This window comes from Pseudomonas sp. Q12-87, from assembly GCF_001269755.1.
GTDB classification, from domain to species: Bacteria; Pseudomonadota; Gammaproteobacteria; order Pseudomonadales; family Pseudomonadaceae; genus Aquipseudomonas; species Aquipseudomonas fluorescens_S.
Genome location: NZ_LHVI01000008.1, coordinates 77,083 through 103,903, shown reverse-complemented (window position 1 = coordinate 103,903; position 26,821 = coordinate 77,083). Strand labels below are relative to the sequence as shown.

Genomic DNA, 26,821 nt, shown 5'->3' with positions numbered 1-26,821 from the left:
GCTTAACCTCTTGGCTCTTGATGGCCGACACTGGCCGCCAGGATCGACAACACCAGTTGCTGGAAATCCAGGCCGGCAGCACGGGCCGCCATTGGCACCAGGCTGTGATCGGTCATGCCCGGCGCGGTGTTGACTTCCAGGAACCAGAACTGCCCGTCGGCATCCTGCATCACGTCCGCCCGGCCCCAACCGGCAATACCCAGCGCCTCACAGGCCTTGGCCGTGAGGTCCATCAGTTGTTTTTCCTTGGCGGCGTCCAGCCCGCAGGGAATGCGGTACTGGGTATCGTTGGCGATGTATTTGGCGTCGTAGTCGTAGAACGTGTGGGGCGTGCCCAGGGCAATCGGGGGCAACACCTGGTCACGCAGGGTGGCGATGGTGAACTCGGGACCGGTGATCCATTGCTCGACCAACACTTGCGAATCGTAGGAACTGGCGTCTTTCCATGCCGCGGTCAACTCAGGCAGCGAATTCACTTTCGCCATGCCGATACTTGAACCTTCATGGGCCGGTTTGACGATCAAAGGAAACCCCAGTTCCGTCGCCGCCGAAATACAATCGGCCTCGCTCGCCAAAACAGCGTGACGCGGCGTCGGAATACCGAGGCTGTGCCAGACCTGCTTGGTGCGCAACTTGTCCATGGCCAAGGCAGACGCGAGGATGCCGCTGCCGGTGTAGGGAATGCCCAGGCATTCGAGCAGGCCTTGCATGCTGCCGTCTTCACCGCCGCGACCATGAAGAATGATGAAGGCGCGGTCGATTTTTTCGCTCAGCAGCCGCTGCAGGAAATCGTCGCCCACATCGATGCCGAAGGCGTCGACACCGGCGCTTTGCAGGGCTTGCAACACGGCGTTGCCGGACTTGAGGGACACCTCGCGCTCGGCGCTCTTGCCGCCGAACAGCACGGCAACACGACCGAAGGCTTTCGGCTCTATGGTCGAGACCAGATTGGCGTAGGCAGCAGTCATTTCAGTTTCCCCTCGCTGGAAGCCACGATTGCCCCAGCGAATAACGGACTTTTCAACAGTTTCGGGGCCAGGCCTCCGATGTCGCCGGCACCCTGGCACAGCAAGATGTCACCGGCGCGCAGCAACGGCTTGACCAGCGGTGCGAGGTCCACGCCGCGCTCGATGTAGATCGGGTCCAACTGTCCGCGTTGGCGAATGCTGTGGCATAGCTGACGACTGTCGGCACCCGGGATCGGCTCTTCGCCGGCCGGATAGACTTCCATCAGCAGCAATACGTTGGCGTCCGCCAGCACCTGGACGAAATCGTCGTACAGGTCGCGGGTGCGGCTATAGCGGTGTGGTTGGTAGACCATCACCAGGCGCCGCTCCGGCCAACCGCCGCGCACGGCCTTGATCACAGCCGCGACTTCGGTCGGGTGATGGCCGTAGTCGTCCACCAGCATCACGTTGCCGCCGTCCACCGGCAGTTCGCCGTAGACCTGGAAGCGTCGGCCTACGCCCTGGAACCCGGACAGGCCCTGGACGATGGCGTCGTCGCCGACGCCTTCGTCGGTGGCAATGCAAATGGTCGCCAGCGCGTTGAGGACGTTGTGGTTGCCGGGCATGTTCACCGACACATCCAGCGGCTCGCGATCAGGGCGCAGCACGGTAAAGAAGGTCTGCATGCCCTGCTGGCGTACGTTGATGGCGCGCACGTCGACATCTTCGCCAAAGCCATAGGTCACGGTCGGACGCTTGATCAGCGGCAGGATTTCGCGCACCACCGGATCGTCCAGGCATACCACCGCCAAACCGTAGAACGGCAGGTTGTGCAGGAACTCGACGAAGGTTTTCTTCAGCTTGTTGAAGTCACCGTCGTAGGTCGCCATGTGGTCGGCGTCGATGTTGGTCACCACGGCCACCAGCGGTTGCAGGTGCAGGAAGCTCGCATCGCTCTCGTCGGCTTCGGCGATCAGGTAGCGACTGGTGCCCAACTGGGCATTGGTGCCAGCGGCATTCAGACGGCCACCGATGACGAACGTCGGGTCCAGGCCACCGGCGGCAAACACCGAGGCGATCAGGCTGGTGGTGGTGGTCTTGCCGTGAGTACCGGCGACGGCGATGCCGTGGCGGTAGCGCATCAGTTCGGCCAGCATCTCGGCGCGCGGGACCACGGGAATGCGACGCTCCAGGGCGGTGGCGACTTCCGGGTTGGAGGTGTTCACGGCGCTGGAAACCACCAGCACATCGGCATTGGCGGCGTTCTCGGCACGGTGGCCGATAAAGATCTGTGCGCCGAAGGACTCCAGGCGCTCGGTAACCGGGGATGCCTTCAGGTCGGAACCCGAGACCTGGTAACCCAGGTTCAGCAGCACTTCGGCGATCCCGCACATGCCCACGCCGCCGATACCGACGAAGTGGATGCGGCGGATACGGCGCATTTCCGGTTGGGGCATGGCTTTGCGATTCTCAACCATGGGCCACCTCCAGGCAGGTATCGACCACTTGGGCCGTGGCATCGGGTTTGGCCAGGCGGCGCGCGGCGCGAGCCATGTCTTCAAGTCGTTGCGGCTGCATCAAAACCTCTGTCAGGCGGGCGGCAAGATCCGCAGCGCCAGTCGTTCTTTGCGGCATCAGGAAGGCAGCGCCTTCACGGGCCAAATAATCGGCATTGCGGGTCTGGTGATCGTCAATGGCGTGGGGCAGAGGCACCAGCATCGAGGGCAGACCGGCGGCAGCCAGTTCACTGATGGTCAGCGCGCCTGCGCGGCAGATCACCAGGTCGGCCCAGCCATAGGCTTGGGCCATGTCTTTGATGAACGGCTGCACCTGCGCCTCGACACCGGCGGCGCGGTAGCGCTCGGCAGTCACTTCATCGTGGTTTTTGCCGGCCTGGTGAAACACCTCCGGGCGCAGTTCGGTGGCGACCTGCGACAAGGCTTCGGGCAGCAATTTGTTCAACGGCTCTGCTCCCAGGCTTCCACCGAGGATCAGCAAACGCGCTTTGCGTCCGGCCAGGGCCGGGCGCGGTGTATCCAGGAACAGCTCGTTGCGCACCGGGTTACCGGTGGTGCGGCGGCTGCCCGACAGGGTAAAGGTGTCGGGAAAGGCTTCACAGACCCGAGCGGCCAACGGCACCAGTAACCGATTGGCGGTACCGGCCACGGCGTTCTGCTCGTGAACGATCACCGGCACACCGGCCAGTTTTGCCGCGACACCACCAGGACCGGTCACATAACCGCCAAACCCGACCACACAGACCGGCCGCAACCGACGGATGATCGCCCGCGCCTGCCAGATCGACTTGAGCAGCATCAGCGGCGCCTTGAGCAACGACAGCTTGCCCTTGCCGCGCAGGCCGCTTGCATCGATCCGATGCAGCTCCAGGCCGGCGCCGGGCACCAGTTCGTTCTCGATGCCCCGTGGCGTACCCAGCCAGTGCACGGTGTAGCCGCGCGCCTGGAATTCCCGGGCACAAGCCAGCGCCGGGAACACATGCCCGCCGGTACCGCCGGCCATGATCAGCACATTAGCGCCCATGGGTCGGCTCCTCGGCGAAGTCGCTTTCCTGGAATTCCATCTCTTCGCTGCCCAGGTGGGTTCGACTCTCCCATTCGATGCGCAGCAGCAAGCCGAGGCAGGCACAGCAGATCACCAGGGAGCTGCCGCCATAACTGAGGAACGGCAGTGTCAGGCCCTTGGTCGGCAACAGGCCGACGTTCACGCCGATGTTGATCAAGAACTGACCGATCCACAGGAACGACAAGCCGTAGGCCACGTAGGCGGCAAAAAATTGCTTGGCCTTCTCGGCCCACAAGCCGATGTACATGCCGCGCACGCAGACGAATACGAACAAGGCAACGGTGCACAACGAGCCCACCACACCCAGTTCTTCGGCCAGGACCGAGAACACGAAGTCGGTGTGCGCTTCGGGCAGGTAGAACTGCTTCTGCACGCTGTTGCCCAGGCCCACACCCAGCCATTCGCCGCGACCGAAGGCGATCAACGCCTGGGTCAATTGATAGCCGGAACCGAATTGGTCGGCCCACGGATCGGTAAAGGTGATCAGTCGCGCCATCCGATAAGGTTGCGCCTGCACCAGCACCGTCACGGCCGCCACTGCCAGCGCCACCATCAGGGTGAAACGGAACAACCCGACGCCGCCCAGGAACAGCATCGCCGCCGCCGCGCCCATCATTACCACCGTGGCACCGAAGTCCGGCTCCATCAGCAGCAGCCCGGCCATCGGCAGCAACACGATGAACGGTTTGAAAAAGCCCATCCAGCTCTCGCGCACTTCTTTCTGGCGACGCACCAGATAACCGGCGAGGTAGATCACCACGAACACCTTGGCGATTTCCGACGGCTGCACGTTGAAGAAGCTGAAGCCGATCCAGCGCATCGAGCCGTTGACCTCGCGACCGATCCCCGGCAACAGCACCATCACCAGCAAGCCGAAGGCGCCGATCAGCATCAACCAGCCCAAGCGTTGCCAGGTGGCGATCGGCACCATCATGGTGACAATGCACGCCCCCAGGCCGATCACCAGGTAAACCAGGTGGCGGATCATGTGATAAAGCGTGTTGCCCGACTGCACGGCGGCCACTTCCGACGACGCCGACGTGATCATCACCAGGCCCAGGCCCAACAATGCCAGGCAGCCGGCGAGCATCGGGAAGTCCAGGTCGATGCCGCGCCCGGTGATCAGCGGCGACGGGTACGGCTTGATGATGTTCATCAGGCTCATGCCAAGTCCTCCGCGGCCCGGGCGAACAACTGCCCACGTTCTTCGTAATTCTTGAACATGTCGAAGCTGGCACAGGCCGGCGACAACAGGACTGCGTCGCCCGGTTGAGCAAGGGCGCGGCACTGCTGCACCGCTTCGTCCAGCGAAGCGACCCGAATCAGCGGCACGGCATCGCCGAGTGCCTGGGCGATCAGTTCGCGGTCGCGGCCCATCAACACCACGGCACGGCAGTTGGCCGCCACCGGATCGCGCAGGTCCTTGAAGTCTGCCCCTTTGCCGTCGCCGCCGGCGATCAGCACGAGTTTGCCCTCGATATCCGCCCCCAACCCTTCAATGGCGGCCAGCGCGGCACCAACATTGGTGGCCTTGGAATCGTTGTACCAGGCCACGCCATCGAGGTCGCGCACCCACTGGCAACGGTGTTCCAGGCCGGCAAAGTTACGCAATGCCGACAGCATCGCCTCGAACGGCAGGCCGACCGCGTGGCCCAAGGCCAGGGCCGCCAGGGAATTGGCCTGGTTGTGAGCACCACGGACTTTCAATTCGCGCACCGGCATCAGGTTCTGGAATTCGAAGGCCAGGTATTTCTCGCCGTTCTCTTCGCGCAAACCGAAGCCTTTGAAATCCGGAACACCGAGGCCGAAGGTCCAGTACGGCAGCCCTTCGCCGATCAGCGGACGGGTCAGCGCGTCCTGACGGTTGAACACCACTTGCCGGGCGCCCCGGAAGATCCGGTGCTTGGCCAGGTGATAAGCCGGCAGGCCGCTGTAGCGGTCCATGTGGTCTTCGCTGATGTTGAGCACGGTTGCCACTTCGGCATTCAACTGGTCGGTGGTTTCGAGTTGGAAGCTCGACAGTTCCATCACGTACAGCTCGACGTCGTCACTGAGCAGGTCCAGCGCCGGAGTGCCGAGGTTACCGCCCACGGCGACACGCTTGCCAGCCGCTGCCGCCATCTCGCCCACCAGGGTGGTGACCGTGCTTTTCGCATTGGAGCCGCTGATGGCAATGATCGGTGCCTTGGCGTTACGCGCAAACAGCTCGATGTCGCCGGACAGTTTCACGCCACGGGCAGCCGCCGCCTGCAGGGCCGGGGTCGCCAGGGCCAGGCCAGGGCTCACGTAGAGCTCATCGGCGCGACACAGGAACTCGACGTCCAGCTCGCCACAACGCACGTCCACCTGTGGATAGTCACGCCGCAGCGTGGCCAGCTCAGGAGGATTTTCCCGCGTATCGGCCACGGCAAACGACACGCCCCGGTTCGCCAGGAAGCGAACCAGGGACATGCCGCTCTTGCCGAGGCCGACAACGATGCGGAAGTGGTCAGAAGCGATCAGGGACACTCGTTCTACCTCAGCTTCAGGGTGGCAAGGCCGACCAGGACCAGGATCACGGTGATGATCCAGAAACGGACGATCACACGCGGCTCGGGCCAGCCCTTGAGTTCAAAGTGGTGGTGGATCGGCGCCATGCGAAATACCCGGCGGCCGGTCAATTTAAAGGAGGCAACCTGAATGACGACTGACAGGGTCTCCATTACGAATACGCCGCCCATGATGAACAGGACGATTTCCTGGCGAACGATGACGGCGATGGTGCCCAAGGCTGCGCCCAGCGCCAACGCACCGACGTCGCCCATGAAGACTTGCGCCGGGTAGGTGTTGAACCAGAGGAAGCCCAGGCCGGCGCCGATCAGCGCACCGCAGAACACGATCAGCTCGCCTGCCCCGGGCACATACGGGATCAACAGGTACTCAGCGAACTTCACGTTGCCCGACAGGTAGCAGAAGATCCCCAGCGCGCCGCCGACCATCACCGTCGGCATGATCGCCAGGCCGTCAAGGCCATCGGTGAGGTTGACCGCGTTGCTCGAACCGACGATGACCAGGTAGGTCAGCACGATGAAACCTGCGCCCAGCGCAATGCTGTAATCCTTGAGCATCGGCAGGATCAGGGTGGTTTCCACCGGCGAGGCGGCGGTCATATAAAGGAAGATCGCCGCGCCGAGGCCGAACACCGATTGCCAGAAATATTTCCAGCGGCTTGGCAGCCCACGGGAGTTCTTCTCGATCACCTTACGGTAGTCATCGACCCAGCCGATGGCGCCAAACAGCAGTGTCACCAGCAGCACGACCCAGACGTAACGGTTCGCCAGGTCAGCCCAGAGCAAGGTGCTGATGCCAATGGACGACAGGATCAACGCGCCGCCCATGGTCGGGGTGCCGGACTTGGACAGGTGCGATTGCGGGCCGTCGTTACGGACCGACTGGCCGATTTGCAGGTTCTGCAAAGTGCGGATCATCCACGGGCCCAGGAACAGCGACAACGACAGCGCAGTCAGTACACCCAGGATCCCGCGCAGGGTCAGGTACTGGAAGACCGCGAAACCTTTGTGGAACTGTTGCAGGTACTCCGCTAGCAGCAGCAGCATTAATGTTTCTCCATCGGGGTGCCGCACAATGCCGCGACGATGTTTTCCATCGCCGCACTGCGTGAGCCCTTGATCAGTAAGGTGGTGTTCGGGTCCTGCTCGGCACTCAGCGCCTGAATCAGTTCGGCCTGAGTGGTGAAGTGCTGCGCGTGCTCGCCAAACGCGGCGACCGCATGGGCCATCATCGGGCCCACTGCATAAAGCGCATCGACCTTGCCGCGGGCATAGGCGCCGACGTCGTGATGGCCCTGTTGCGCCCATTCGCCCAACTCGCCGATATCTCCCAGCACCAGCACGGTACGGCCGGAGAAACCGGCAAGGATATCCACCGCCGCGCACATGGACGTCGGGTTGGCGTTGTAGGTGTCGTCGATCACGCGCATGCCATTACTGGCCAGTTGCGCGACGGTGCGTCCCTTGACCGGTTGCACCGCGTTCAGCCCGGCGACGATGCCCGGCAGCGAAACGCCGAGGGCATGGGCAGCCGCCGCAGCCGCCAGGGCATTGGCAACGTTATGGGTGCCGAGCAGGTTCAACTGGACCCGCTCGACGCCGTCGGGGCTGTGCAGATTGAAGGCTGGGCAGCCGCGGGCATCACGATCCAGGTCGCTGGCGTAGAAATTCGCGGCAAGATTGCTCAGGGCGAAAGTCAGCACCTTGCGCTCGCCCGCACGGGTCTTCCAGATTTCGAAAGCCTTGTCGTCAAGATTCAGCACGGCGACGCCATCGGCAGCCAGCCCCTCGATGATCTCGCCCTTGGCCTCGACGATTTTTTCCGGGCCGCCGAACTCACCAACGTGGGCAGTCCCGGCGTTATTGAGTACGGCCACGTGAGGCTTGGTCAGGCCCACGGTGTAGGCGATCTCGCCAAGGCGTGAAGCGCCCAGTTCAATGACCGCGGCGCTGTGTTCCGGCGCCAGTTCCAGCAGGGTCAGCGGTACGCCGAGGTCGTTGTTCAGGTTGCCACGGGTTGCCAGCACCGGACCGCGGGTGCGCAGGATGCTGGCAAGCATTTCCTTGACCGTGGTCTTGCCGCTGGAACCGGTGATTGCCGCGACCGGGTTGGCATAGGCCGCGCGGTTCAGCGCACCGAGCTGGCCCAGGGCCTGGCGGGTGTCGCTGACCAGCAATTGCGGCAACGTGCTGTTGGTCACTTCCCGCTCGACCAGTGCAGCGACCGCGCCCTTGGTCGCGACTTCGTTCAAGTAATCATGGCCGTCGAAACGCGGCCCGGTGAGGGCCACGAACAACTGCCCAGGCGCAATGGCCCGGCTGTCGATGCTGACGCCATCGAAGCTGGCGTCGGCAGCGACGAGACGCGCATTCAGGGCGTTGGTCAGTTCGCTCAGTTTCAAGGCCTTAAGCATGGGCCACCTCCCACGCGGTCAAGGCATGATCGGCTTCCACCAGATCGGAAAAAGCATAGCGTTCGCCATTGATTTCCTGATAGTCCTCGTGCCCCTTGCCGGCCAGGACGATGACGTCGTCCGCCGACGCGCTGGCGATCAACTGGGCAATGGCCTGGCCGCGACCGGCCACGAAGGTGACGTTGTCCACGGCCGAGAAACCGCCGCGGATGTCATCGAAAATTCGCAACGGGTCTTCGCTGCGCGGGTTGTCGTCGGTGACCAGCACGCCGTCGGCCAGGCGTTCGACCACTTCGGCCATCAGCGGACGCTTGCCGCGATCACGATCGCCACCGCAACCGAACAAGCACAGCAACTTGCCCTTGGCGTGAGGCCGCAGGGCCGACAGGACTTTTTCCAGGGCATCGGGAGTATGGGCGTAATCGACCACCACCAGCGGTTGCGTACCGCCACCCAGGCGTTGCATGCGCCCCGCCGGCCCTTCGAGCTTCGGCAGGACCTTGAGGATTTCGTCCAGCGCATAGTCCAGGCCGAGCAAGGCACCAATGGCGGCCAGTACGTTGCTCAGGTTGAAGCGTCCCAGCAAGGTGCTGCGCAAATGATGCTCGCCCCGGGGCGTAACCAGCGTGGCGAGCACACCTTCATCGGTGAATTGCGCCTGGCGTACATATAAGTAGGCACTGGCATCTTCCTGGCTGTAGGTGATCAAGCGGGACTCGCGCTTGTCGGCAGCCAATTGCCGGCCGAACTCGTCATCGATGTTGATGACCCGGCATTTCAGCTCATTCCAGGCGAACAGCTTGGCCTTCGCTTCGCCGTAGGCCTGCATGGTGCCGTGGTAATCCAGGTGGTCACGGGACAGGTTGGTCAGCACGGCGACGTCGAACGCCAGCGCAGTCACTCGCCCCTGGTCCAGGCCGTGGGAGGAGACTTCCATCGCAACGGCCTTCGCGCCGGCCTTCTTCAGGTCCGCCAGGGTCGCTTGCACGGCGATGGGGTTCGGCGTGGTGTGCAGGCCGCTTTCCAGCGCGCCATGGAAACCGTTGCCCAGGGTACCGACGATGCCGCAATGCTGGCCGAGCAGGTCCAAAGCCTGGGCCACCAGTTGGGTCACGCTGGTCTTGCCGTTGGTGCCGGTCACGCCAACAAGGTTCAGGTGGCGACTCGGGTCGCCGTAGAAACGCCCGGCGATGTCCGACAGTTGCGCCGCCAGCCCCTTGACCGGTATCAGCGGAACGTCAGTGATCGGCAGCACGGTCGCGCCTGCCACTTCATAAGCCACGGCTGCCGCGCCGCGCTTCAACGCATCGGCGATATGGGCACGACCATCGAAACGAGCACCCGGCACCGCCAGGAACAGGTCCCCGGCACGTACATTGCGGCTATCCAGGGCCAACTCGCGGATCAACAGGTCGTGGCCGGCGTGGGCAAAGATCTTGTTCAGGCTCAGGGACATCAGCCACGCCCTCCTTCGGCTTTCAAGGGTATGACCGGCGCGGTATTGGCCTGCTGCGTCGGCGGCAGGTTATCCGGGGTAATGTTCATCAGGCGAAGGGTGCCGGACATCACCTTGCTGAATACCGGCGCCGACACCAGGCCACCGAAGTAGCCGGCCTTGCTCGGCTCGTCGATGACCACGACGATTGCATAGCGTGGATCGCTCATCGGGCCGAAGCCGGCGAACAGCGAACGGTAGGAGTTCTCGGCATAGCCCTTGGTGCCCACGGAGGTTTTACGGGCCGTACCCGACTTGCCTGCTACGTGATAGGCCGGAACCTGGGCGCGGAACACGCCACGCGGAGCTTCGATCACCTGTTGCAGCATGCCTTGCATGGTCTTGGCGACATTCTCCGGAATCACCTGGGTCGTCTGCGGCGCCTTGTCGGTCTTGATCAGGGTCAGCGGTGCCATGCGCCCATTGTTGGCCAGCGCGGAAAACGCATGGACCAACTGGATTGCCGTCACGGAAACACCGTAGCCGTAGGACAAGGTCGCCGTTTCAGCCTTGCGCCAGTCGCGGTAGTTCGGCAGGTTGCCGACGCGTTCGCCCGGGAAGCCCAGGCCGGTATCCTGGCCAAGGCCGATTTTCTGTGCCAGGCGGTAGATCGTCTCGCCGCCGATGTCGAAGGCAATCTTGCTCATGCCCACGTTACTGGAGTTGATCAGGATGCCGGTCAGGTCAAGCACCGGGCCTTCGGTCTTGGAAACGTCGCGGATGGTGTACTTGCCGATCTGCAGCGTGCCCGGATAAACCTCGACGGTGTCGCTCGGCTTCCAGCGCCCGGTTTCCAGGGCCGCAGCCATGGAAACGGCTTTCATGGTCGAACCCGGTTCGAACACGTCGATCATCGCCCGGTTGCGCATCATGGCTGGTTGCAAGTTGCGACGGTTGTTCGGGTTGTAGGTGGGCTGGTTGACCATGGCGAGGATCTCGCCGGTCTTCACGTCCATGATCACCAGGCTGCCAGCCTTGGCACCGTTCTCGACGATGGCATTGCGCAGCTCACGGTTGGCCAGGTATTGCAGGCGCAGGTCAATGGACAACGCCAAGGGCTTGCCGGCCTTGGCGTTTTTGGTGACTTGGACATCCTTGATCAGCCTGCCGCGCCGGTCCTTGATGACCTGGCGCTTGCCGGCGACTCCGGCGAGCCATTCGTCATAGGCCAGCTCGACACCTTCGCGGCCTCGATCATCGATGTCGGTGAACCCGACCATGTGGGCCGTGACTTCACCTGCCGGATAAAAACGCCGGAACTCTTCGATGCCATATACGCCTGGCACTTTAAGGTCGAGCACGCTCTGGCCCTGCTCGGGCGTCAACCCGCGCACCAGATAAATGAATTCCTTGTTGGCCTGGGCTTCAAGGCGCTCGGCCAGAGCCTTCGGATCCTGGCCAAGGGCGGCAGCCAACGCAGGCCACTTTTCCTTGGCCAGCTGCATTTCCTTGGCGTTTGCCCACAGGGTCGTCACCGGAGTACTCACGGCCAACGGTTCGCCATTGCGGTCGGTAATCAAGCCACGGTGCGCCGGAATCGGGATATGCCGCACGCTGCGCGCATCGCCCTGCCCCTTGAGGAAGTCGCGGTCGACAACCTGCAGGTCAATGATGCGCCAGGAAATCGCCGCGACCATGACCCCAAGCAAACCCAGGACCAGACGGAACCGCCACGGGAACAGTGCCCCTTCGAGTTTCATCATGGCGCCACCATTTGTACTTCAGCGGCACCGGGGATGCGCATCTTCAACTGCTCGGTGGCCAATACTTCGATGCGGCTATGGGCGGTCCAGGTGCTCTGCTCCAGGATCAACCGACCCCACTCGGCCTGCGCCTTGTCGCGCACACTCAGTTCGTTGTAAAGGGTATTGAGCAACTGCCGGTTCCAGTGCGCGCTATAAGACACGGCGATGGCCGACACGAGCACGCCAATAAATAGCAGCAGCATGAAAAAGCTGCCGCCAGGCAGAGGCTTGGCGAAGAGCTTGCTCACCGCAACTTCTCCGCAACACGCATGACAGCGCTACGGGCACGCGGGTTGGCCTTGAGCTCGGCCTCGGAGGCGAACTGCGCCTTGCCGTGAATCTTGATCTTTGGCACGAAGGCTTCGAAACGCACCGGCAGGTTGCGTGGCAGATTATCGGCTTCGCCCTTGGTAAGTTTGCGCATGAACAGCTTGACGATACGGTCTTCCAGGGAATGGAAGCTGATCACCACCAGCCGGCCACCGATCTCCAGCGCTTCAAGCGCTGCCTCAAGGCCGGCTTCCAGATCGCCCAGTTCATTGTTGACGTGGATGCGCAGCCCCTGGAACGCGCGGGTCGCCGGGTTCTTGCCCTTTTCCCACGCTGGGTTGGCGACTTTCAGCACCTCGGCCAGGTCGCCGGTGCGCTCGAATGGCTTGATGTCGCGACGCTCGACCACGGCACGGGCCATACGGCCGGAGAAACGCTCTTCTCCGTATTCCTTGAAGACACGGGCGATTTCCTCCACCGGGGCGGTGTTGACGAATTCGGCGGCGCTGATCCCGCGGGACGGGTCCATGCGCATGTCCAGCGGGCCGTCATTGAGGAAACTGAAGCCGCGCTCGGGATCATCCAGTTGCGGCGAAGACACGCCCAGGTCGAGCAGCACACCACTGACCTTGCCGGCCAGGCCGCGCCCGGCGACCTCCGAACCCAGCTCGGCAAAGCTGCGCTGCACAACGACAAAGCGGCCGTCTTCGGCCGCCAGCGCTTGCCCGGTGGCAATCGCTTGAGGATCCTTGTCGAACCCCAGCAGCCGGCCGTCCGGACCGAGCTGGCTGAGAATCAGCCGGCTGTGCCCGCCACGCCCGAACGTGCCGTCCAGATAGCAGCCATCAGGACGTACGGCGAGAGCCTCGACGGCTTCGTCAAGCAGTACGGTGATGTGGTTAAAGCCGCTATCAGTAGTCACAGGATCAAATCACGCAGTTCATCAGGCATGGCGCCCGGTTGTTGAATAGCAGCCAGGTCAGCGGCAGAAACCGCATTCCAGGCATCTTCGTCCCACAGCTGGAACTTGTTCAGTTGGCCGACCAGCATCGCGCGCTTATCCAGCTTGGCGTACTCGCGCAGGCGCGGCGGCACCAGGAAACGACCGCTGCCGTCGAGCTCCAGATCAACGGCATTACCAATCAGCAGGCGTTGCAAGCGACGGTTTTCTTCACGCAGCGAAGGCAGCGCGCGCAGTTTGGTTTCGATGATTTCCCACTCATCCAGAGGGTAAACAGACAAACATGGATCAACGGCGTCGATCGTGACGATTAACTGCCCCGAACTTCGCGAAACGAGCTCGTCACGATACCGGCTCGGCATGGCGAGACGGCCTTTTGCATCGAGACTGATAGCGTTAGCTCCGCGAAACACGTCAGCGTTTCTCCACTTTTTAGCGTTTTACCTTCAAAAAAACCCACTTCGTGCCACTTTCCGCCACTTGCGCACACTATAGGAATGCGCCTACCGCACCGTCAAGGCGCGGATTGAAGGAAAAGCCTTATAGATCGGAGATTTAGGAGCGTTTCAGGAGGGTCAACAAGAATCTGACGTAGGAATATTCGCCTCAACCCGAGAGAGCACAGGAGGCTGCGCGCACAAGTTAAAGTGATTTGTTAAGAGTAAGATTTTTTTGGTATTAGGAACTGCGTCTGCCAGTGATTCTGGCAGGGAGGGAAAAGGTGGAGAGTCGATCTGTAAGCCGGGTTCTGTCTTGAACAGTCATTCGTCTACGATGGCCATCACTGGACATCTTTAGCAACCTACCCGGTCCCAGCGCGGGCCACGCCTTGGGACCCTATTTGGTCTTGCTCCAAGTGGGGTTTACCTAGCCACGAACTGTTGCCAGCCGTGCGGTGCGCTCTTACCGCACCTTTTCACCCTTACCGGCGCCGAAGCGCTTAGGCGGTTATTTTCTGTGGCACTTTCCGTAGGCTCACGCCTCCCAGGCATTACCTGGCACTTCGCCCTATGGAGCCCGGACTTTCCTCCCCCCCCTAATTTTCATAGGGGGCAGCGACTGTCCGATCGACTCTCCGCCGCGAAGGTTAACGGTAGAGCGCCTGAAGAACAAGCGCTAAAAGCCTTTAGCCCGCCCGTCGTCCCGGCTCACTGCCCCTTCTGTTTTTCCAGCGCGACCTGATAAAGCACGTTCTTGCGCTCACCAGTAATCTGCGCCGCCAGGGCAGTAGCACGCTTGAGAGGCATTTCCTCCAGCAGCAGGTCGAGGATGCGCATCGCTTCACTGCTGACAGCGTCTTCATTGTCCGGCGGCGTCCAGCCCGCCACCAACACGACGCACTCGCCGCGCTGCTGGTTGCTGTCGCCTTCGACAAAGGCACGCAACTGCGCCAACGGCAGGCCCTTCAGGGTTTCAAAGGTTTTGGTCAGCTCACGGGCCAGCAGCGCCTGGCGCTCGGGGCCAAATACCAGCTCCATGTCTTGCAGGCACTCAAGGATGCGGTGCGGCGCTTCATAGAAGATCAGCGTGCGCGGCTCTTCCTTTATAGCCTCCAGGCGCGCCCGTCGCCCCACCGCCTTGGCCGGCAGGAAACCCTCGAAGATGAAGCGATCCGACGGCAGACCCGCCGCCGACAGCGCAGCAATCAATGCACAAGCACCTGGCACCGGTACCACGGCGATGCCGGCCGCCCGGGCTTGGCGCACCAAGTGATAGCCTGGGTCGGAAATCAGCGGCGTCCCCGCATCGGAAATCAGCGCGACGTTATCGCCTGCCAGCAGCCGGGTAATGAAGCGACTGCCTTCGTCGCGCTCATTGTGTTCATGGCAGGCCGCCAATGGCGTGGAAATACCGAAATGCTGCAACAGGCGCTGCGAGTGCCGCGTGTCTTCAGCCGCAATGAGCGCAACCTCCTGCAGGATTTTCAGCGCCCGGGCACTGATATCGTCCAGGTTGCCGATGGGCGTCGCCACCACATAAAGCGAGCCGGCAGCGGAATTCAAAGCACCTGGAGCAGTCAAAACGCACACCTCACGGTCGGTAAAAACCGCCATTGTAGCGTGTGCTGACGGTCTCGGCTGTTCACATTAGCCATTGGGGCAATACCTGCCTTTTGTGCTGCACCGCACTCTTTGAAATACCTAAATTGATCGATTCACGCCACTAACATCGCGCCCCGGCCAGTGCTTGGGTACAATTCGACGCTAATTTGATCTCGTATCAGGAACATTTACATGATCGCTTGCCTGCGGCTGTTCTCCGCCCTCTGTCTCGCTGCCCTCCTGGCGGCCTGCGCCAGCTCGCCCTCGTCCAGCCTTGGCGAGCTTCCACGGACCCCGGACGCCAGTATCGAGCAGTTGCTCGAACAGGCCGCCCAAAGCAAAACACCGGAAAAAGCCGCCCTGTTGCGCCTCAGCGCCGCAGACCTGGCCTACCGCCAGGGCAATGCCGGCCAGTCCGCACAAATCCTGCAACAGGTGCCGATGGAGCAACTCAAGCCCGGCCAGCAGATTTTCGCCAGCACGCTGTCGGCTGAACTGGCGATGACGCGCAACCAGCCCAAGGCCGCGCTGACCGCCCTGAACCATCCAAGCCTGCAACACCTGAGCGAAATGCCGGTGGACCAGCAGGTCCGCACAGGCACTGTCCGCGCCCGCGCCTTGGAGGCTGACGGCCAGACCTTGGCTGCGGCCAAGGAACGCATCTTCATTGCACCGCTACTGGAAAACGACGCTGCGGCGAAAAACCACGAGGCCATCTGGTCTTTGATCGCCTCGTTGCCTACCGACCAACTGCAACCGACCTCCAACGATGACTTGGGTGGCTGGCTGAGCCTGGCGCTGGCGGTAAAAACCGCCGGCACCTTGGAGCAACAGCAGGCAGCGATCGATCATTGGCGCGAACAGAACCCCAAGCACCCCGCCGCACTTCAATTGCCGGCACCGCTGGTCAAGCTCAAGGAGCTGGCGAGCCAGCCGCTGAGCAAGATCGCCCTGCTGTTGCCGCAGAATGGCCAATTGGCCGCCGTCGCAAAGGCTTTGCGTGAAGGCTTCATGGCAGCGCATTACCAGGCCCAGCAGGCCGGGCAAAAGCCGCCGAGCATCCAGTTTTATGACAGTTCCAGCCTGACCTCCATGGACGAGTTTTATCGCAAGGCCCAGGCCGACGGCGTGCAACTGGTCGTCGGACCACTGGAAAAGCCACTGGTCAAACAGATCAGTACCCGCCCGCAATTGCCGATCACTACCCTGGCACTGAACTACAGCGAAGGCGAACAAGGCCCGCCCCAACTGTTCCAGTTCGGCTTGGCTCCTGAAGACGAGGCTCGGGAAGTCTCCCGTCGCGCCCGTGCCGATGGCCTGCACCGTGCCGCTGTGATGGTGCCGAAGGGTGAATGGGGTGACCGCGTATTGAAGGCCTTCAGCCAGGATTGGCAGGGCAACGGCGGCACCATCATCGCTATCGAACGCGTCGATCAGCCCGTGCAACTGGCCCAGCAGATCGCCGACATGTTCCAGCTGCGCCAAAGCGAAGGTCGCGCCAAGAGCCTGCAAAGCGCCGTTGGCACCAATGTCGCGGCCCAGCCTTCGCGTCGCCAGGACATCGAGTTCATTTTCCTGGCATCGACCCCGCAGCAGGCCCAACAGATCAAGCCGACCCTGAACTTCCAGTACGCCGGCGACGTGCCGGTCTACGCGACGTCGTCCGTGTTCAGCGCCAGCGGCGACCAGAACCAGTACAACGACATGAGCGGCATTCGTTTCTGCGAAACCCCTTGGCTGCTCGACGCCAATGACCCGCTGCGCAAGCAGGTTACCGCCCAGTGGCCCCAGGCAGGCGGCAGTTTGGGCCGGCTGTATGCGATGGGTGCCGACGCCTATCGACTGGCGCCACGCCTTGGCCAGCTCAAGACCCTGCCGGACAGCCGCATCGAAGGCCTGTCGGGTAGCCTGGCCGTATCGCCGACCCAGCGCGTACAACGTCAACTGCCATGGGCAGAGTTCGTCAACGGCCAGGTCCAGCGCCTGCCGGACACCCAGCGCTGATGCCTGACCGATCACGCCAGCAAAGCGGACGGGATGCCGAGGGCCTGGCCCTCGCGCACCTCCAACAGCACGGACTGCGGCTGGTGGCGCAGAACTGGCTATGCAAGCGCGGCGAGCTTGATCTGGTCATGCTTGACGGCGATACAGTAGTATTCGTCGAAGTCCGCTACAGAAAAAATACTCAATGGGGTGGCGCGCTCGCCAGTATCGACGAGCGCAAGCGCCAGAAGCTGGTTTTCGCTGCGCAGCACTTCCTGCAACGCGAATCTCGCTGGGCCGATCACCCCTGCCGCTTCGACGTGGTTGCCATCGACAGCAACGCCGACCAGTTGAACTGGCTGCAAAACGCCTTCGACAGTTGAGCGCCCATGCCGAGCCGGACACCGTCACCTAAACTTTTTTGCTCTTTGCTTTGCGCGCCGCACATGTTCGTGCCGATAAGCCGCGCTACTTAAGGTCACACAGATGGACATGCAATCGCGAATTCGCCAGCTTTTTCAGGCCAGTATCGACACCAAGCAACAGGCGATGGACGTACTTGCACCGCACATCGAGCAAGCCAGCCAAGTGATGGTCAATGCCTTGCTCAACGAGGGCAAAATGCTTTCGTGCGGCAACGGCGGCTCAGCCGGCGACGCCCAGCACTTCTCGTCGGAGCTGCTCAACCGTTTCGAACGCGAGCGCCCGAGCCTGCCGGCCATTGCGCTGACCACCGACAGCTCGACGATCACCTCGATCGCCAACGACTACAGCTACAACGAAATATTCTCCAAGCAGATCCGCGCCCTGGGCCAACCCGGTGATGTGTTGCTGGCGATCTCCACCAGCGGCAACTCAGCCAATATTATTCAAGCGATCCAGGCCGCACATGATCGCGAAATGATTGTCGTAGCATTGACCGGTCGCGATGGCGGCGGCATGGCATCACTGCTATTGCCTGAAGACGTCGAGATCCGCGTACCGGCCAATGTCACCGCACGTATTCAGGAAGTCCATCTGCTGGCGATCCATTGTCTTTGCGACTTGATCGACAGCCAACTGTTCGGGAGTGAAGAATGACCCCTAATCGCCTAGGCCTTCTGGCCCTGACCCTGTGCCTCGGTATCAGCGGCTGCACATCGGTGGTTAACGCCAGCCGGGAAAAGCCGATTGAAGACGACCGCGGCACCCGCACCTTCGGCAGCAAGATCGACGACTCCCTGATCGAAACCAAGGTGGGAGTGAACATCGCCAAGGCCGACCCGGACCTGGACAACAACTCGCACATCGTCGTCACCAGCTTCAACGGTGTCGTGCTGCTGGCCGGCCAGACCCCACGCGCCGACCTCAAGGCCAAGGCCGAACAGGAAGCCAGCGCCGTGCAACGGGTCAAGACCGTGCATAACGAGCTGCAAGTCCTGCAACCCTCCTCGCTGCTGGCACGCCAGAACGATGCGTGGCTGACCACCAAGATCAAGACCCAGATGCTCACGGACGCCAGCATTCCCGGCTCGCGCATCAAGGTTGTGACCGAGAATGGCATCGTTTATCTGCTGGGCTTGCTGACCAAGAAAGAAGCCGCTCAGGCGACTAACCTGGTGCAAGGTGTTTCCGGGGTACAGAAGATCGTTAAGTTGTTTGAATACATCGATTAAGGGGTGGTTCGGTTGCGGGCTTTGTGAGACGCAGCTTGTTGGACTACTAAAAAACGGCGCTTCTTCCAGGGTGGGGAGGCGCCGTTTTTTTTGGGCTCGTCTTTTCTGTTATGGGCGGGGGTTCGTGTGTATATCCGTTGCCGCGGTAACGGCCACTGACGGTTCCGCTCTTACAGCGGCTCACTTTTGAGAAGCGCAAAAGTAAGCAAAACGCTCTTGCCCCACCACTCGGCACCTCGCCTAGGCTCGGTGTGCCCTCACTCCGGCATTGCTCCGTGGGCCGCCGCGAAGGGCCATCCATGGCCCAGCGCGGCTATCCCGGCATCCATGCCGGGATGCCCACTGCGCAATACCTGCGTTCGGCCAGCGTGGTTAACGGGGCGCCCAAGATCAAAAACCGGAGCGAGGCGGCCTTAAAGCCGACCTGTCTCTCCGGTCGTACTCCGTTCCAAATGTGAGAGCGGACTTGCTCGCGAAGGCGGTCTGACAGCCGAGCTGCCTCTCCGGCTGCACCTCAATCCAACTGTGGGAGCGAGCTGGCTCGCGATTGCGGTGTGCCAGCCAACGCCGATGGTGCTGACCTGACACCATCGCGAGCAAGCTCGCTCCCACAGAAGACAGAGTGCCTGGCGAAAACTGGCTTGGCCGTTAATGGCTATCGCGGGTCGACGTTATCCAGCACCTGGTTCGCCAGCAGTGAACTCAGCTCGATCAGCTGCTGAATGCCAAGCGCCAAATGACGCCGTGAGCCGTCCAGGTCGAATGCGAGTTCGTTGGCCATGGCGTCCGCCGAGGCCAGGGTTTCGCTGAGATTGGCGAGCAGGCATTCGTTATCGAGGCCTTTCACGACGGTGAATACCTGGCCCGGTTTTGGCGCGTCTTGGGATTTATCCGGCTTTGGCAGCAAGTAGTGATCAAGTACACGTTTCGTGGCTTCGTCTTGCTGCTTGGCTTTGGATTTTTCGGATTGTGCGGTAGAGGCTGCTTCTGGGGGATTCGGAGTTATTTTGTACATTTTTACGTTCCCTTAAGTTAGTAGGCAGCTACCGTCTCGCTACTAAACGAAAGGAGGCAGCTGTGCGCAAGTTAGTAGACCGGTAAGGCAACGGAAACCCGGCGCGCCCTAAGGCGCCATGCGCACAGCCACCATCAAGTGCAGGCGAAGGCCTGACTGATGAGACTCATGCAACCGTTGCAATTACCGGGCTACTAAACCCGACCACTGATGGGCAGTGGCAGGAAGACAATAGAACCCAGGGACAAGGCGCACAAGCGGGCGGATTCTGGCGTAGTTGTAGGCAAAGGCGCAAGGATGTGTGGGGTTATGTGGGCAAAATGGTAAAGTCGAACATTAATCTGAAGGCATACGATGCCCCCTGTGGCGAGGGAGCTTGCTCCCGCTCGGCGGCGTAGCCGTCGTATGGCCGGTTCAGGTGGTTTAGCTGAAGAAATGCGCCACTGATTTGGGGCGGCTTCGCCACCCAGCGGGAGCAAGCTCCCTCGCCACAGGGATAGGTGGCGCAATCCAGGGCTTTGCTCGGCTATGGCATTTGCTTCACTGGGGATACACCCTGAGAGCCAGGTCGGCCGTTAGGCCGCCTCGCTTTTGCTTTGCTTTTGATCTTGGGCGCCCCGTTAACCACAAGGGCCGAACGCAGGCACTGCGCAGTGGGCATCCCGGCATGGATGCCGGGATAGCCGCGCTGGGCCATGGATGGCCCTTCGCGGCGGGCCCACGGAGCAATGCCGGAGTGAGGGCACACCGAGCCTAGGCGAGGTGCCCAGTGGTGGGGCAAAGCGCTTTTGGTTACTTTTGGCTGGTCCGGCTCCCGGCTCTTCCAAAAGTGACCGGCCGTAAGGGCGGAACCCTAAGTAGCCGTTACCGAAGAAACGGATATACACACCAATCCACCAGTGAATACAGCCAAAAAAAATGCCCACATCTCACGACACAGGCATTTTCCTCAGCGAACAGCAACAGCGAACAGATCACCCGCTCCGCTACTTCACCACCTTAAGACTAGGCCGACCGCTAGGCCGCGGCGGCTCATCATCCGGTGGCGGCAAATCATCATCCGCCTCAAGCTCATCTTCACCATCCAACGGTGCTTCCAACTCAAACACCATACCCTGGCCATTCTCCCGAGCATAAATCCCCAGGATCGCCGCGATAGGCACGTACAAAGTGTGTGGCACACCACCGAAGCGCCCTTCGAAACTGACCGCGTCGTTGTCCATGTGCAGATGACGCACGGCAGCCGGCGAAACGTTCAGGACAATCTGCCCATCATTGGCAAAACCCTGCGGCACCTGCACCGACGGATACTCGGCATTGACCAGCATATGCGGGGTGCAATCGTTGTCCACAATCCACTCGTAGAGCGCGCGGACCAAATAAGGTCGACTGGAGTTCATAGCGGCTCCCTAAGCCTTTAGCGCATGTCGCGTTCGACGCCAGACAGACTCGCCTGGAAAGCCTCACGCGCAAATTGGCGCTCCATATAATCAAGCAGCGGCTTGGCGGGCCGCGGCAGTTCGATACCCAGAATCGGCAAACGCCAGAGTATGGGCAATAGGCAGCAATCCACCAGACTTTGTTCCTCACTGAGGAAAAACGGCTTGTCGACGAACAGCGGCGACACGCCAGTCAGGCTTTCACGCAGCTCTTTGCGCGCCACGACTCGCGCGGGCTCCTTGGTCCGGGAATCCAGGATCAGGTCAACCAACCCGCACCAGTCACGCTGGATGCGATGAATCAGCAAACGACTATTGGCACGCGCGACAGGGTACACCGGCAGTAAAGGTGGATGCGGATAACGCTCATCCAGATATTCCATCACCACGGTCGACTCCCACAACGCCAGGTCGCGATCGACCAGGGTGGGCAGACTGCCGTAAGGGTTCACCTCGATCAGCTTCGGCGGCTGACGACCCGCCTCAACGTAAATGATCTCGGCGCTGACACCCTTCTCTGCAAGTACGATACGTACCCGGTGGGAATAGTGGTCGGCGGGGTCGGAGTAACAGGCCAACCGATTGGTCACGCCCATGGCGATCCTCCTCGCTTGTTGAAATTATCGAAAAACGGAAAAACGAGCGCGCCCAGAGGACGTCTCTCGTAACACCTGGCTGGCCAGGCTCGTTACACCTTCAGAGACGCCCTTGGGCGCGCACGATTAACAGCAACGGCTTGCAGCTTACAGCGTTATCAATGCACGTCTTTCCAGTATTCACGCTTGAGCAGGTAAGCGAATACGAAGAAGAACGCCAGGTACAGCAATACATAAGTACCGATGCGCTGGTGCTCCAGCTTCACCGGGTTGGCCGAGTAGGCTAGGAAAGTCACCAGGTTCTTGACCTTCTCGTCGAACTGCTCCGGTGTCAGGCTGCCGGTGTTCGGCAATATGGTCAACTGATCGCAGGCTTCGTGGGTCAAAGCGGTGCCGGTCAGCGGATCGAATTGCTTCTTGCCGTGCTCGACAATCTGGACCTGCTTGCAGCCTACCACCTGGCGACCCTGCAGGCCGACCAGGACGTTAGGCATGCCGACGTTCGGGAAGACCTTGTTGTTCACGCCCCATGGACGCGCAGGATCTTCATAGAACGAACGCAGGTAACCGTAGAGCCAATCGGTGCCGCGCACCCGTGCCACCAGGGTCAGGTCCGGCGGCGCAGCGCCGAACCAGGTCTTGGCGTCTGCAGGCTGCATGCCGATGGTCATATGGTCGCCCAGCTTGGCGCCGGTGAATACCAGCTTCTCCAGCATCAGCTCGTGCGGGATGCCCAGGTCGTCAGCCACGCGCTCATAGCGCTGGAACTTGGCACTGTGGCAACCCATGCAGTAGTTGGCGAACGTACGCGCGCCGTCCTGCATGGCCGCTTTATCGGAAACGTCGATGTCGACTTTTTCCAGCTCTGGACCACCGTGTTCGGCCGCGAAGGACAGTACAGGCATGGCAGCAAGAATCAGTACAGCAAATAGCTTTTTCATCAGCCAGTCACCCTTTCCGGAACCGGTTTTGTCTTCTCGAGCCTGGTGTAGAACGGCATCAGAATGAAGTAGGCGAAGTACAGGAAGGTGCAAACCTGCGACAGCAACGTACGCTCCGGTGTCGGTGCCAGTACCCCTAGCACGCCCAGGATCACGAACGAGATGCAGAACACCACGAGCCAGATCTTGCTCAGCCAGCCTTTGTAGCGCATCGACTTGACGGGACTGCGGTCCAGCCACGGCAGGACGAAGAGCACGGCGATGGCCGCACCCATGGCGATGACGCCCATCAGCTTGTCCGGGATAGCTCGCAAAATCGCGTAGAACGGCGTGAAGTACCAGACCGGGGCAATGTGCTCAGGAGTCTTGAATGCGTTCGCCTGTTCGAAGTTCGGCTTCTCGAGGAAATAACCGCCCATCTCCGGGAAGAAAAACACGATGGAACAGAAGATGAACAGGAAGACCACCACGCCGACGATGTCTTTCACGGTGTAGTACGGGTGGAAGGCAATGCCATCCAGCGGTACGCCGTTCTCGTCCTTGTGTTTCTTGATGTCCACGCCATCCGGGTTGTTCGAGCCGACTTCGTGCAGCGCCAGGATGTGCAGCACCACCAGGCCGAGAATCACGATCGGCAGGGCTACCACGTGCAGGGCAAAGAAGCGGTTCAGGGTGATGCCCGAGATCAGGTAGTCACCACGGATCCATTGGGTCAGGTCGTTCCCAATGACCGGGATCGCACCGAACAGCGAGATGATCACCTGGGCCCCCCAGTAGGACATCTGGCCCCACGGCAGCAGGTAGCCCATGAAGGCTTCAGCCATCAGCGCCAGGTAGATCAGCATGCCGAAAACCCACACCAGCTCGCGAGGCTTCTGGTACGAACCGTAGAGCAGGCCACGGAACATGTGCAGATAGACCACGATGAAGAACGCCGAGGCGCCGGTGGAGTGCAGCAGACGCAGGATCGAGCCGTACTCGACATCACGCATGATGTATTCGACGGAAGCAAAAGCTTCTTCAGCCGACGGGGTATAGCTCATGGTCAGCCAGACACCAGTGACGATCTGGTTGACCAGAACGAGCAGTGCGAGGGAACCGAAGAAATAAAAGAAGTTGAAGTTTCTTGGAGCGTAATACTTGCTGAGATGGTCTTCCCACATCTTGGTCGCGGGAAAGCGCGCATCAACCCAATCCATGAATTTGCTCATCACGCTTTCTCCGTATCGACGCCGATGACAATGACGTCGTCGGTCTCATAGGAATGCGGGGGAACTGGCAGGTTCAGAGGTGCAGGTTGCGACTTGTAGACGCGACCAGCCAGGTCATAGTGGGAGCCGTGGCAAGGGCAGAAATAGCCACCGACCCAATCCTTGCCCAGATCGGCAGGGGCCACTTCAGGACGGAACGTTGGCGAGCAACCCAGGTGCGTGCAGATGCCGATCAGCAGCAGGATTTCCGGCTTGATCGAGCGCGTCTCAGGATTGACATATTCCGGTTGAGTCGAGTTCTTGGAGGAAGGGTCGGACAACTGGCCCTCGATCTTTTTCAGATTCCCCAGGATTTCCTCTGTACGGCGGACGATGAACACCGGCTGGCCGCGCCACTCAGCAATCATCTGCTGGCCTGGCTCGATCTTGCTGACATTCACTTTCACCGGTGCACCTGCGGCCTTCGCCTTGGCACTGGGAAACCATGACCCCACGAACGGGACCGCAGCCCCCACCGCTCCTGCAGCACCCACCACGGATGTGGCTGCTACCAGGAAGCGACGCCGGCCTGCATTCACGCCGTCATTGCTCATTCAGTCCTCTCCCATCAGCTTTGTGGCCTGTTAGATCAGGCGTCTACTAAGTAAAAATCTGAACTTATAAAAATTTTGCCGAATGGTAATGAAAACCCCCAATTCTGACAAGGTAATTACCAAGCGGCCAAACCGCTAAGCCTTGTAGTATAGGGGCTCTATGAATGTGGCAAGTTGTCACAGAGCAATTCTTTCACGCATAAAAAAACGCCCAGCTCCGTGAGGAACTGGGCGCCTTTTGAAAGCGGAAGCGAAATTAACGCTTCGAGTACTGCGGACGCTTACGCGCTTTACGCAGACCGACTTTCTTACGTTCAACTTCACGAGCATCGCGAGTTACGAAACCGGCTTTGCGCAGGGCGCCGCGCAGGGTTTCGTCGTAATCCATCAGGGCGCGAGTGATGCCGTGGCGGATTGCGCCAGCTTGACCACTTACACCACCACCGATAACAGTGACGTAGATGTCGAATTTTTCGACGGTCTCGGTCAGTTCCAGCGGCTGACGAACTACCATGCGGGCAGTTTCGCGGCCGAAGAAGTTATCCAGGGTGCGGTTGTTGATGGAGATGTTACCAGTGCCCGGACGCAGGAAAACGCGTGCGGTTGCAGTCTTGCGACGGCCAGTGCCGTAATTTTGAGTCGCCGACATAATGAACTATTCCGTTAAAACTTCAGTTCTTGGGGCTGCTGAGCAGTATGAGGGTGAGCAGCGCCCGCATAGACTTTCAGCTTACGATACATGTCGCGACCCAGTGGGTTTTTAGGCAGCATGCCTTTAACCGCGGTCTCGAGCACGCGCTCAGGGGCTTTGGCGATCAGCTTTTCGAAGTTGATCGACTTGATGCCGCCAGGAAAACCGGAGTGGGAGTAGTACATTTTGTCAGTGGTTTTAGCGCCAGTAACACGTACTTGCTCAGCGTTGATCACGACGATGTAGTCACCGGTGTCAACGTGAGGGGTGTACTCAGGCTTGTGCTTGCCACGCAGACGGCTCGCGATTTCGGTGGCCAGACGACCCAGGGTCTGACCAGCAGCGTCGACGACAAACCAGTCGCGCTTTACTGTTTCCGGTTTAGCAGTAAAAGTTTTCATTCTTTATAGCCTCAGGGGCCGCCCTGTAAATTAGACGGCGGATCTTACTGAATAGTGCGTACTTTGACAAGTCAAAGGCAGCCGGATACAGACGCTTTCGGGGGCTCGGGTCGGCGCGTCCGTTCAACGGCAAGATTCTTCGGCGGCGGCGCATCACTTCCACTGCAGAAAGAGGTGCGCAATTATGCAGATTGCGAAAAATTTTTCAACCTGCTTTTATGATTGTTTTGCCCAAGGAGTCCCCGATGGATTATCGCCAGCTAGGCCGTACCGATCTGAACGTGAGTGCCCTGTGCCTCGGCACCATGACCTGGGGTGAGCAGAACAGCGAGGCCGAGGCGTTCGCCCAGATCGAACGCGCCAAGGGTGCCGGCATCAATTTCATCGACACCGCCGAGATGTACCCGGTGCCGCCGAAGGCCGAGACCTACGCCACCACCGAGCGTTATATCGGCAATTATTTCAAGAGCCGCGGTGACCGTGCCGACTGGATCCTGGCAAGCAAGATCGCCGGCCCGGGCAACACCATCGACTACATCCGCGACAAGAATCTCAAGCACAACCGCCGCCACATCGTCGAAGCGGTGGATGCCAGCCTCAAGCGCCTGCAGACCGACTGGATCGACCTTTACCAATTGCACTGGCCGGAACGCAGCACCAACTTCTTCGGCCAACTGGGCTACAAGCACAACGCCGAGGAATCGTTCACCCCACTGGAAGAAACCCTCGAAGCCCTGGACGAACAAGTCCGCGCCGGCAAGATCCGCCACATCGGCATATCCAACGAAACGCCGTGGGGCACCATGAAGTTCCTGGCCTTGGCCGAAGCCCGCGGCTGGCCTCGCGCGGTGTCGATCCAGAATCCGTACAACCTGCTCAACCGCAGCTTTGAAGTCGGCCTTTCGGAGATTGCCATTCGCGAACAGTGCGGCCTGCTGGCTTATTCGCCCCTGGCGTTCGGCTTCCTGTCGGGCAAATACGAAAACGGCGCACGACCGGCCAAGGGCCGCCTGACGCTCTACAGCCGTTTCGCGCGCTACTTCAATCCGCAATCGGAAGCGGCGTGCAGCCGTTATGTGGCGCTGGCCCGCGAACATGGTCTGGACCCAGCCCAGATGGCCCTGGCGTTCGTCACCCAGCAGCCGTTCGTGACCAGCAACATCATCGGCGCCACCACGCTGGAACAACTGGACAGCAACATAGCCAGCTTCGACCTGAAGCTATCGGATGAAGTGCTGGCGGGGATCGAGGCGATTCACAAGGATCACCCAAACCCTGCTCCTTGATCGC

General features: G+C 60.8%; 26 protein-coding genes and 1 other RNA gene. 5 read left to right on the top strand and 22 right to left on the bottom strand.

From position 1 onward, the window contains the following. Window positions 1-2 precede the first annotated feature (2 nt). From AD663_RS04450 to rsmI, 14 genes are all read right to left on the bottom strand, one after another. Complete coding sequence (locus tag AD663_RS04450) at window positions 3-968, bottom strand: D-alanine--D-alanine ligase (protein WP_003178232.1); 966 nt, start codon at window positions 966-968, stop codon at window positions 3-5. Continuing rightward, window positions 965-2,425 carry a UDP-N-acetylmuramate--L-alanine ligase gene (murC, locus tag AD663_RS04445; RefSeq protein ID WP_003178230.1) on the bottom strand — a complete coding sequence of 487 codons (1,461 nt, stop codon included), beginning with the start codon at window positions 2,423-2,425 and terminating at the stop codon, window positions 965-967. Before murC ends, AD663_RS04450 begins: the two co-directional genes overlap by 4 nt. Next, the gene (gene murG / locus AD663_RS04440; RefSeq protein ID WP_003178228.1) at window positions 2,418-3,488 is read right to left on the bottom strand and encodes an undecaprenyldiphospho-muramoylpentapeptide beta-N-acetylglucosaminyltransferase; all 1,071 of its coding nucleotides are present in this window, start codon (window positions 3,486-3,488) and stop codon (window positions 2,418-2,420) included. Before murG ends, murC begins: the two co-directional genes overlap by 8 nt. After that, on the bottom strand, window positions 3,478-4,695 hold the full coding sequence (ftsW, locus tag AD663_RS04435) for a putative lipid II flippase FtsW (RefSeq protein ID WP_003178227.1): 1,218 nt from the start codon (window positions 4,693-4,695) through the stop codon (window positions 3,478-3,480). Before ftsW ends, murG begins: the two co-directional genes overlap by 11 nt. Then, window positions 4,692-6,038, bottom strand: coding sequence for a UDP-N-acetylmuramoyl-L-alanine--D-glutamate ligase (gene murD / locus AD663_RS04430; protein ID WP_053213334.1), 1,347 nt, complete (start codon window positions 6,036-6,038; stop codon window positions 4,692-4,694). The genes ftsW and murD overlap by 4 nt, the downstream gene beginning before the upstream one ends. A 5-nt stretch (window positions 6,039-6,043) precedes the next feature. After that, complete coding sequence (gene mraY, locus AD663_RS04425) at window positions 6,044-7,126, bottom strand: phospho-N-acetylmuramoyl-pentapeptide-transferase (protein ID WP_003178223.1); 1,083 nt, start codon at window positions 7,124-7,126, stop codon at window positions 6,044-6,046. After that, complete coding sequence (murF, locus tag AD663_RS04420) at window positions 7,126-8,493, bottom strand: UDP-N-acetylmuramoyl-tripeptide--D-alanyl-D-alanine ligase (RefSeq protein WP_053213333.1); 1,368 nt, start codon at window positions 8,491-8,493, stop codon at window positions 7,126-7,128. The genes mraY and murF overlap by 1 nt, the downstream gene beginning before the upstream one ends. Continuing rightward, complete coding sequence (locus AD663_RS04415; RefSeq protein WP_053213332.1) at window positions 8,486-9,949, bottom strand: UDP-N-acetylmuramoyl-L-alanyl-D-glutamate--2,6-diaminopimelate ligase; 1,464 nt, start codon at window positions 9,947-9,949, stop codon at window positions 8,486-8,488. Before AD663_RS04415 ends, murF begins: the two co-directional genes overlap by 8 nt. Continuing rightward, entirely contained in the window at window positions 9,949-11,688 is a 1,740-nt protein-coding gene (locus AD663_RS04410) for a penicillin-binding protein 2 (protein ID WP_172680581.1), read from the bottom strand. Before AD663_RS04410 ends, AD663_RS04415 begins: the two co-directional genes overlap by 1 nt. Continuing rightward, window positions 11,688-11,981, bottom strand: a complete 294-nt coding sequence (gene ftsL / locus AD663_RS04405) for a cell division protein FtsL (RefSeq protein WP_003178214.1) — start codon at window positions 11,979-11,981, stop codon at window positions 11,688-11,690. Before ftsL ends, AD663_RS04410 begins: the two co-directional genes overlap by 1 nt. Beyond that, the gene (gene rsmH / locus AD663_RS04400; RefSeq protein ID WP_003178211.1) at window positions 11,978-12,925 is read right to left on the bottom strand and encodes a 16S rRNA (cytosine(1402)-N(4))-methyltransferase RsmH; all 948 of its coding nucleotides are present in this window, start codon (window positions 12,923-12,925) and stop codon (window positions 11,978-11,980) included. Before rsmH ends, ftsL begins: the two co-directional genes overlap by 4 nt. Next, window positions 12,922-13,377, bottom strand: a complete 456-nt coding sequence (gene mraZ, locus AD663_RS04395; protein ID WP_003178209.1) for a division/cell wall cluster transcriptional repressor MraZ — start codon at window positions 13,375-13,377, stop codon at window positions 12,922-12,924. Before mraZ ends, rsmH begins: the two co-directional genes overlap by 4 nt. A gap of 308 nt (window positions 13,378-13,685) precedes the next feature. Beyond that, window positions 13,686-14,039: RNase P RNA component class A (gene rnpB, locus AD663_RS04810), an RNA gene on the bottom strand. A gap of 73 nt (window positions 14,040-14,112) precedes the next feature. Next, a complete protein-coding gene (rsmI, locus tag AD663_RS04390) occupies window positions 14,113-15,018 on the bottom strand; it encodes a 16S rRNA (cytidine(1402)-2'-O)-methyltransferase (protein WP_172680578.1) in 906 nt (301 codons plus the stop codon). Between the two features lie 180 nt (window positions 15,019-15,198). Between rsmI and AD663_RS04385 the strand changes: the two genes are divergently transcribed. From AD663_RS04385 to AD663_RS04370, 4 genes are all read left to right on the top strand, one after another. Further along, window positions 15,199-17,010 carry a penicillin-binding protein activator gene (locus tag AD663_RS04385; RefSeq protein WP_003178206.1) on the top strand — a complete coding sequence of 604 codons (1,812 nt, stop codon included), beginning with the start codon at window positions 15,199-15,201 and terminating at the stop codon, window positions 17,008-17,010. Continuing rightward, window positions 17,010-17,372, top strand: coding sequence for a YraN family protein (locus AD663_RS04380; protein ID WP_003178204.1), 363 nt, complete (start codon window positions 17,010-17,012; stop codon window positions 17,370-17,372). Before AD663_RS04385 ends, AD663_RS04380 begins: the two co-directional genes overlap by 1 nt. A gap of 103 nt (window positions 17,373-17,475) precedes the next feature. Beyond that, a complete protein-coding gene (locus AD663_RS04375) occupies window positions 17,476-18,069 on the top strand; it encodes a phosphoheptose isomerase (RefSeq protein ID WP_007904374.1) in 594 nt (197 codons plus the stop codon). After that, window positions 18,066-18,644, top strand: coding sequence for a BON domain-containing protein (locus tag AD663_RS04370; RefSeq protein ID WP_003178201.1), 579 nt, complete (start codon window positions 18,066-18,068; stop codon window positions 18,642-18,644). The genes AD663_RS04375 and AD663_RS04370 overlap by 4 nt, the downstream gene beginning before the upstream one ends. A 655-nt stretch (window positions 18,645-19,299) precedes the next feature. On the opposite strand, the gene AD663_RS04365 is transcribed toward AD663_RS04370, so the two are convergent. The 8 genes from AD663_RS04365 to rplM all read right to left on the bottom strand — a co-directional run bounded on the left by AD663_RS04365 (window position 19,300) and on the right by rplM (window position 25,531). Next, entirely contained in the window at window positions 19,300-19,659 is a 360-nt protein-coding gene (locus tag AD663_RS04365; RefSeq protein ID WP_003178199.1) for a DUF6124 family protein, read from the bottom strand. 986 nt (window positions 19,660-20,645) lie between these two features. Further along, complete coding sequence (locus AD663_RS04360) at window positions 20,646-21,059, bottom strand: ClpXP protease specificity-enhancing factor (protein WP_003178197.1); 414 nt, start codon at window positions 21,057-21,059, stop codon at window positions 20,646-20,648. A 17-nt stretch (window positions 21,060-21,076) separates the two neighbouring features. Beyond that, entirely contained in the window at window positions 21,077-21,694 is a 618-nt protein-coding gene (locus AD663_RS04355; RefSeq protein ID WP_003178195.1) for a glutathione S-transferase N-terminal domain-containing protein, read from the bottom strand. A 158-nt stretch (window positions 21,695-21,852) separates the two neighbouring features. Then, complete coding sequence (locus tag AD663_RS04350; protein ID WP_003178193.1) at window positions 21,853-22,635, bottom strand: cytochrome c1; 783 nt, start codon at window positions 22,633-22,635, stop codon at window positions 21,853-21,855. Next, window positions 22,635-23,846, bottom strand: a complete 1,212-nt coding sequence (locus tag AD663_RS04345) for a cytochrome bc complex cytochrome b subunit (protein ID WP_003178191.1) — start codon at window positions 23,844-23,846, stop codon at window positions 22,635-22,637. The genes AD663_RS04350 and AD663_RS04345 overlap by 1 nt, the downstream gene beginning before the upstream one ends. Further along, on the bottom strand, window positions 23,846-24,439 hold the full coding sequence (gene petA, locus AD663_RS04340; RefSeq protein WP_003178190.1) for a ubiquinol-cytochrome c reductase iron-sulfur subunit: 594 nt from the start codon (window positions 24,437-24,439) through the stop codon (window positions 23,846-23,848). The genes AD663_RS04345 and petA overlap by 1 nt, the downstream gene beginning before the upstream one ends. A 256-nt stretch (window positions 24,440-24,695) precedes the next feature. After that, window positions 24,696-25,088, bottom strand: a complete 393-nt coding sequence (gene rpsI / locus AD663_RS04335) for a 30S ribosomal protein S9 (RefSeq protein WP_003178188.1) — start codon at window positions 25,086-25,088, stop codon at window positions 24,696-24,698. 14 nt (window positions 25,089-25,102) lie between these two features. Next, window positions 25,103-25,531, bottom strand: a complete 429-nt coding sequence (rplM, locus tag AD663_RS04330; RefSeq protein WP_003178186.1) for a 50S ribosomal protein L13 — start codon at window positions 25,529-25,531, stop codon at window positions 25,103-25,105. 245 nt (window positions 25,532-25,776) lie between these two features. On the opposite strand from rplM, the gene AD663_RS04325 reads away from it, so the two are divergent. Continuing rightward, window positions 25,777-26,817, top strand: coding sequence for an NADP(H)-dependent aldo-keto reductase (locus AD663_RS04325; RefSeq protein ID WP_003178185.1), 1,041 nt, complete (start codon window positions 25,777-25,779; stop codon window positions 26,815-26,817). Window positions 26,818-26,821 lie beyond the last annotated feature (4 nt).